Source organism: Alphaproteobacteria bacterium, from assembly GCA_019695395.1.
GTDB lineage: Bacteria > Pseudomonadota > Alphaproteobacteria > JAEUKQ01 > JAIBAD01 > JAIBAD01.
Genome location: JAIBAD010000065.1, coordinates 1 through 5461, shown reverse-complemented (window position 1 = coordinate 5461; position 5461 = coordinate 1). Strand labels below are relative to the sequence as shown.

6 protein-coding genes are annotated in these 5461 nt (G+C 31.9%); 2 read left to right on the top strand and 4 right to left on the bottom strand.

Translation table 11 applies throughout. The annotated features are described in order from the left end of the window. Positions 1–51: 51 nt before the first annotated feature. The 3 genes from K1X44_08720 to K1X44_08710 all read right to left on the bottom strand — a co-directional run bounded on the left by K1X44_08720 (position 52) and on the right by K1X44_08710 (position 3503). The gene (locus tag K1X44_08720; protein MBX7147371.1) at positions 52–744 is read right to left on the bottom strand and encodes a hypothetical protein; all 693 of its coding nucleotides are present in this window, start codon (positions 742–744) and stop codon (positions 52–54) included. A 199-nt stretch (positions 745–943) separates the two neighbouring features. Continuing rightward, positions 944–1819: a hypothetical protein gene (locus K1X44_08715; protein MBX7147370.1), complete on the bottom strand. Its 876-nt coding sequence runs from the start codon at positions 1817–1819 to the stop codon at positions 944–946. A 595-nt stretch (positions 1820–2414) separates the two neighbouring features. Then, complete coding sequence (locus tag K1X44_08710; GenBank protein ID MBX7147369.1) at positions 2415–3503, bottom strand: cobalt-precorrin-5B (C(1))-methyltransferase; 1089 nt, start codon at positions 3501–3503, stop codon at positions 2415–2417. Between the two features lie 332 nt (positions 3504–3835). Here K1X44_08710 and K1X44_08705 point away from each other — a divergent pair, with 332 nt between their 5' ends. Both K1X44_08705 and K1X44_08700 read left to right on the top strand, forming a co-directional pair. Continuing rightward, positions 3836–4183, top strand: a complete 348-nt coding sequence (locus tag K1X44_08705) for a hypothetical protein (GenBank protein ID MBX7147368.1) — start codon at positions 3836–3838, stop codon at positions 4181–4183. After that, the gene (locus K1X44_08700; protein MBX7147367.1) at positions 4125–4310 is read left to right on the top strand and encodes a GNAT family N-acetyltransferase; all 186 of its coding nucleotides are present in this window, start codon (positions 4125–4127) and stop codon (positions 4308–4310) included. Before K1X44_08705 ends, K1X44_08700 begins: the two co-directional genes overlap by 59 nt. A gap of 58 nt (positions 4311–4368) precedes the next feature. Here the strand turns inward: K1X44_08700 and K1X44_08695 are convergent, their stop codons facing one another. Then, the gene (locus tag K1X44_08695) at positions 4369–5091 is read right to left on the bottom strand and encodes a hypothetical protein (GenBank protein ID MBX7147366.1); all 723 of its coding nucleotides are present in this window, start codon (positions 5089–5091) and stop codon (positions 4369–4371) included. Between the last annotated feature and the right edge of the window lie 370 nt (positions 5092–5461).

Genomic DNA, 5461 nt, shown 5'->3' with positions numbered 1-5461 from the left:
TTTTATTTAATGAATTTTATCTGGATTTGCTTTTTCTCGTACTCTATCTTTTTATTTTGATGCACAGTTTTCGCCATCTTTACCATTATTAGCATTGTAAAGATTACCTTCACCAACGGAGGTATTGCTACGTGTTAATCCCTTAGATAAAGATTGGGGTAGAGGGGTTTTTTTGGCAAAAGATCCAGTTAAAAAGGTCATCTGGCCATCAAAAGCGCCCAGAACTTTATCAAGTTCCTCTTGGGTAAGATTTGTATTATTATATATTTCAACTGTACCTGTTACATTATCATGGGTGACCGTTACATTGTAACCTTTACCAAGATCAATTTCATATGTATCAACTGTACCAACTGTGGTTTTAATGGCTTTTTTATTTGCATAAGCATTTTCTGCATTAGCTAAAAGAGATTTACCAGACATAGTCGTATCTTGGGCCAAACCATCAAGAGATTTAAAAGTTCCCTTATATTCGATATAGGTAATTTCGGTATCTTTATAAGTTCGTGTTACCCTGGTTTCACCAAATTTTAATTCTGTTCTAGTTTCTTTATAAGCTAATACAGTTTTTTGTCTATTAGATGATCTAAATGGATCTCTTTGTTGATTTTGAGGCATATTTTCAACACAAGCACCTTTATCATCAAAACCACCTTCACAGAAAATTTCAGCATAAGAAGTTGGTATAGTTAAAACTATAGATGCAGCAAGGACAGCTATAGAAGTTAGTGTGGTTATTTTCATTTTAAAAAATCCTTTAGGAAACGGGAATGTTTATTTGTAAATAATCTATAAATTAAATTTATTAATAAATTATTAATTTTTTTTATAGCTAGGGATATTTTATGATTTTAGCCTAGTTATACCAAAAATAATGCCCTTTGATTGGGGTCAAAGAGCATTATTAAAAGTTTATTAGTTAAATTTTGACTTAGAAAGATTACTAGTCGTCAGAATCATCAGAAGTAGGTTCTGATTTAGCGCGTTCTCTATCTTTGGAACCAAGACCAGCACCATCTTTACCATTGGCATTATAAACATCACCTTCACCAACGGCACCATTACCACGCCCTAATCCCTTCATTGCTTTTTGAACTGATACAGTTGGAGCAGGCTCATTTACGGCTTGATTGCTACGTACCAATCCTTTCATTGCTTTTTGATCAGCAGGTGTAGATGGTGCAAATTTCTTGGTAATAGGGCCAGTTAAAAAGGTCATATTACCGTCAAAGGCACCAAGAATTTTATCAAAATCAGTTTGGTTAAAGTTGTCACGGCTAGATACAGTTACAACCCCTGTTCCATGGTTATAGGTAATGACTACGACACCACTTTTAAGATCAATTTCATATGTATCGGTCATTTCACCTGTTTTTCTGTCAGTATATGTAGTTTTGGTTGCGTTTCCTTTGGAATAAGCAGCTTCTGCATTCGCTACCAATGATTTACCCGAAACAGAATTAATATTGCTTTCGCCCCTAATATTAGAAAAACCCGGACTTTTTTTTCCAGTATCTTCGGTATATTGAATGGTGCTTCCATCTTTATATAGTCTGGAAACAGCAACGATATTTCCTGCAAGTGATTTTCTGGTTTCTGTAAATGCTGCAACATCAACTGCAGATGGTGCTTTTGAATTGGTTGAAACAAAAGTATCACTTAAACGGTTTTGTTCAATATTAAGGTTAAGATCTTCCACGCAGACACCTTTATCGGTATCAAACCCTTGTTGGCAGACAACAATGGCAGCTGATGCAGCTTGAATGGTAAGGATAGATAAGGTCAATGCGCTTAATAAAGCGAGAGTTGTTGGTTTCATTTTTTGCATCCTTAATTGTTTATTATAAAAATTATTTATGATATGTATAAATTAAATTTATTAATAAATTATTAATTTATATAATATTTATACAAAAGTGAACAGAAATTGAGATCTTGTCGCATAGAAGCAGTTGCTTGAGCTAACATAACAGATGCTTTAGGACGTGGTGAACAGGCCCCAACACAGATGATCCTTGTTGTAATTTATTTAACCAGATTGAATCTGTTTTTGCTGGAGTTAGAGATTAAAGATTAGAAAATCGAACAGAATTATTTTGTTCTGATAATTTAAAAGCTTTATCGAATGGGTTTTTTGCATCAACGCAGGCATTTTTATTTGTATCATAACCACCTGAACACATAATAATTTCTGCTGATGCATTTTAAAGATTAAAGGCAGCGAAAATCACTGCACCTAAAATAGATGTCTTTATTTTCATTTTTTATCCTTATAGTTTCCGGTTATTATTAAAATTTTATTATTTATGACGATAGCAAAAAACTATAACGAATGGAAATATAACTTTTATAGATCAATAGCTTTTGGCTATAATAAAAAAACTATAATTTTGATGGTACCATATAATTGGCTGTTAAAATCCGGCTTGTCCTACAATATGTCCAGTACGGTTCACAATAATAATTTCAATATTAAGCTGATGATCAACAAGATCAAGACAAATACGTTTGGCTTGGCGGGCAATAAAATCACCCAACGGTAATTGATTTTGAATAGATTCTTGAATAATTTGATCCGCGGTATTAGCTTCTAAAATTTTTTTAAGAAAAGAAGGCTGGGCGCCAAGTTTTTCTAAAATATTTGCCAAAAAATGACGGTCAACTTGACTTCTTTTTGAATGAAGATCTTTATGTCCAGCAGCCAGTTTTGATATTTTACCAAATCCGCCACCGATAGTTAATCGTGATATGGGATGTTTACGTAAATATTTAAGTGTACCCCCAACAAAATCACCCATATCCAGTAAAGCTATATCAGGCATTTGGTAAATTTTTTTAATGGTTTGTTCAGAAACCGATCCTGTGCATGCGGCTGCATGGGTTATATTATTGGCCCTACATACATCAATACCACGATGGATAGATGCAATCCAGGCAGAACAGCTATAAGGTATTACAACGCCCGTGGTTCCCAAAATTGATAACCCGCCTATAATACCTAATTTGCTGTTCCATGTTGATTTGGCTAAAGTTTCTCCATTGGGTATTGATAAAGTAATTTCTATATCAGGATGCGTCTTATATAAATAGGCTAAATTCTGAGCAGCCGCTGCCATAAATTGACGTGGTACAGGGTTAATAGCGGGTTCCCCAACTTGAAGGGGTAACCCTGGTTTAGTAACTGTACCTATACCTTCGCCTGCCTTAAAAATAATGCCTTGGCCAGATTTCAATCTTTTTACAGTTGAATATATTATGGCCCCATGGGTTACGTCAGGATCATCACCCGCATCTTTAATAATACCTACTTTGGCACATGTATCGGATAGAAATTTATCATGAATCGGAAAAGAAGGTTTAAGACCATTGGGTAAAATAACAGTCACTGGATCTGGAAATCGACCAGTTATTAAAGCATGAAATGCTGCCGCAGTTGCAGCAGTGGCACAAGTACCTGTTGTCCATCCTTTGCGTAAAGGTTGGTTTGATTCTTTTTCGATCATTTTATAATTAAAAGGATATATTTGATTAAAATTTTACTTTCCTTAATATGATTAATTGTAACCCATTTTATAGAATTTAGAAAGTTTTTACCTGGTAAGTATACTAAAGAATATAATTAGGGATTTGGTTTCTTTTGGTTAAGTAAAGATATCTTAATGCTGGTGCCTTATTAAACAATATTATAATTATTTTACTTTTGCTAGTTGATATGATAATAAGATGGAACCCAACAATACTAAAAAGATTGGTAAAAATATAGGTGAACTGCTTTAAAATACATAAATACCCAATATTTTAATTTTTACTTGTTACTTCTTTCTATTTTTAAATAATGATAAAATCTTTAATTAACCTTGTTCCTATGACTGGAACCGAATTTGATTTATTTTTAAGAATTTTTATTCCTGAATTTGCTGCAGATAAAATACTTAGTGGCAATGGGGTGAAAGAAGAAGCATTAGAACGTTCACGGCAAGAATATGCCAAACTGTTACCCCAAGGATTAACAACACCTAACCATTATTTTTTTACAGTTAAACTGGAAGTTCAGCAAAAGCGAATAGGTTGGCTTTGGTTATTTGTCGAAAACAGTAATGCTTACATTTATGAAATTACTATTGATGAACCCTATTCGTCTTCAAGGATATGCTACTCAGGTAATAGAACAAGCCGAATCTAAAGCTAAATATTTAGGCGCTATAAATATTGGCTTATCTGTATTTAGTTGCAATTACGGTGCACAAGCTCTTTATCAAAAACTGGGCTATAATGTTACCAATATTAATATGATAAAGTCACTTAGATAATTTAATATGATCTAAAGTATTTCCCCATATTTTAAATAAATATGGGGAATGCTTTTGATTAATCTATTGAAAGTGATGGAGATCTGGATTCTTTTATACGTTCTCTATCTTTTGGATTATAATCTATATCCCTGCTGGAATTGTTTTCATTATTATAAGCATTGTTATCGAGATTTTTTGATAACGTAAAAGGACTAGATATATCTTGTTCAGCCACAGGTGTTTGGATTAAGAAATTTATTTGACCTTCGAACATATCAATAATTTTATCTAATTCAGCCTTTGTTATAACCCGGGGTGTAAACATTTCTACTTTCCCCGTGACTTTATTATTAACAATGACAATAACGGTACCTGAAGCTTTATCAGACTCTATCGTATAGACATCCCCAAAAAAACCACCCATCTTTGTTCCTTTACCTGCAGCAACTGCTTTTTCAGCATTGTTGATTAGAGATTGGCCAGCTGGTGATTTGTTGGTTGTATAACCGGTTGCAGAAAATTTACCAACATATTTATCATCAGTTGTAATTTCAAAAACATCACCATTTGGATAGGTTCGTACGGTCGTTGTAATGTCTCCGACTTTTATTGACGTTTCAATATATTTTTGTTGCTTAGGTAATTTTGATGTGTTTGAAATGTTATTAATATTGATTGTATCAAGCTGATTTCTTGAACAAACGTTATCGACGTTACAAACTGTATTTTCGGCTAAAACTGGATATGTGTGGAAAGATATAGCACAAGACATTAAAAAAAGAATTTTAGAAAATTTCATTTTATTACTCCCTATAAATATAATTTTAACATTATTTTTTTTATGTAAATATATTTATTGCTTATTCTTATTTGAGAAAGGAGTCAACATTAAAATAAATAAAAGTTTAAAAAATATAATTTTATATTAATGGAATTAATTTTAATAAAAACGTTACTTTTTAAATGATATTATGACGTTTTTTAACCATAATCATCTCTTTCCTAGAAATAGACATTCTATTTCTAAATACACTAAAGCTAGTAAAAACAAATGATTTAGTTATTAAATTTATTAAAATTAATTTTATACAAAATAAATAAAATTAATTTTTAGATTTATACAATATTTAAAAAAATATAAACCACTTTTTATATAAAAAGTGGTTTAT

Excerpts from the sequence above, each read along its gene's own strand:
- K1X44_08720 (MBX7147371.1), bottom strand. The coding sequence starts at position 744 with ATGAAAATAACCACACTAACTTCTATAGCTGTCCTTGCTGCATCTATA.
- K1X44_08715 (MBX7147370.1), bottom strand. The coding sequence starts at position 1,819 with ATGAAACCAACAACTCTCGCTTTATTAAGCGCATTGACCTTATCTATC.
- K1X44_08710 (MBX7147369.1), bottom strand. The coding sequence starts at position 3,503 with ATGATCGAAAAAGAATCAAACCAACCTTTACGCAAAGGATGGACAACA.
- K1X44_08705 (MBX7147368.1), top strand. The coding sequence starts at position 3,836 with ATGATAAAATCTTTAATTAACCTTGTTCCTATGACTGGAACCGAATTT.
- K1X44_08700 (MBX7147367.1), top strand. The coding sequence starts at position 4,125 with ATGAACCCTATTCGTCTTCAAGGATATGCTACTCAGGTAATAGAACAA.
- K1X44_08695 (MBX7147366.1), bottom strand. The coding sequence starts at position 5,091 with ATGAAATTTTCTAAAATTCTTTTTTTAATGTCTTGTGCTATATCTTTC.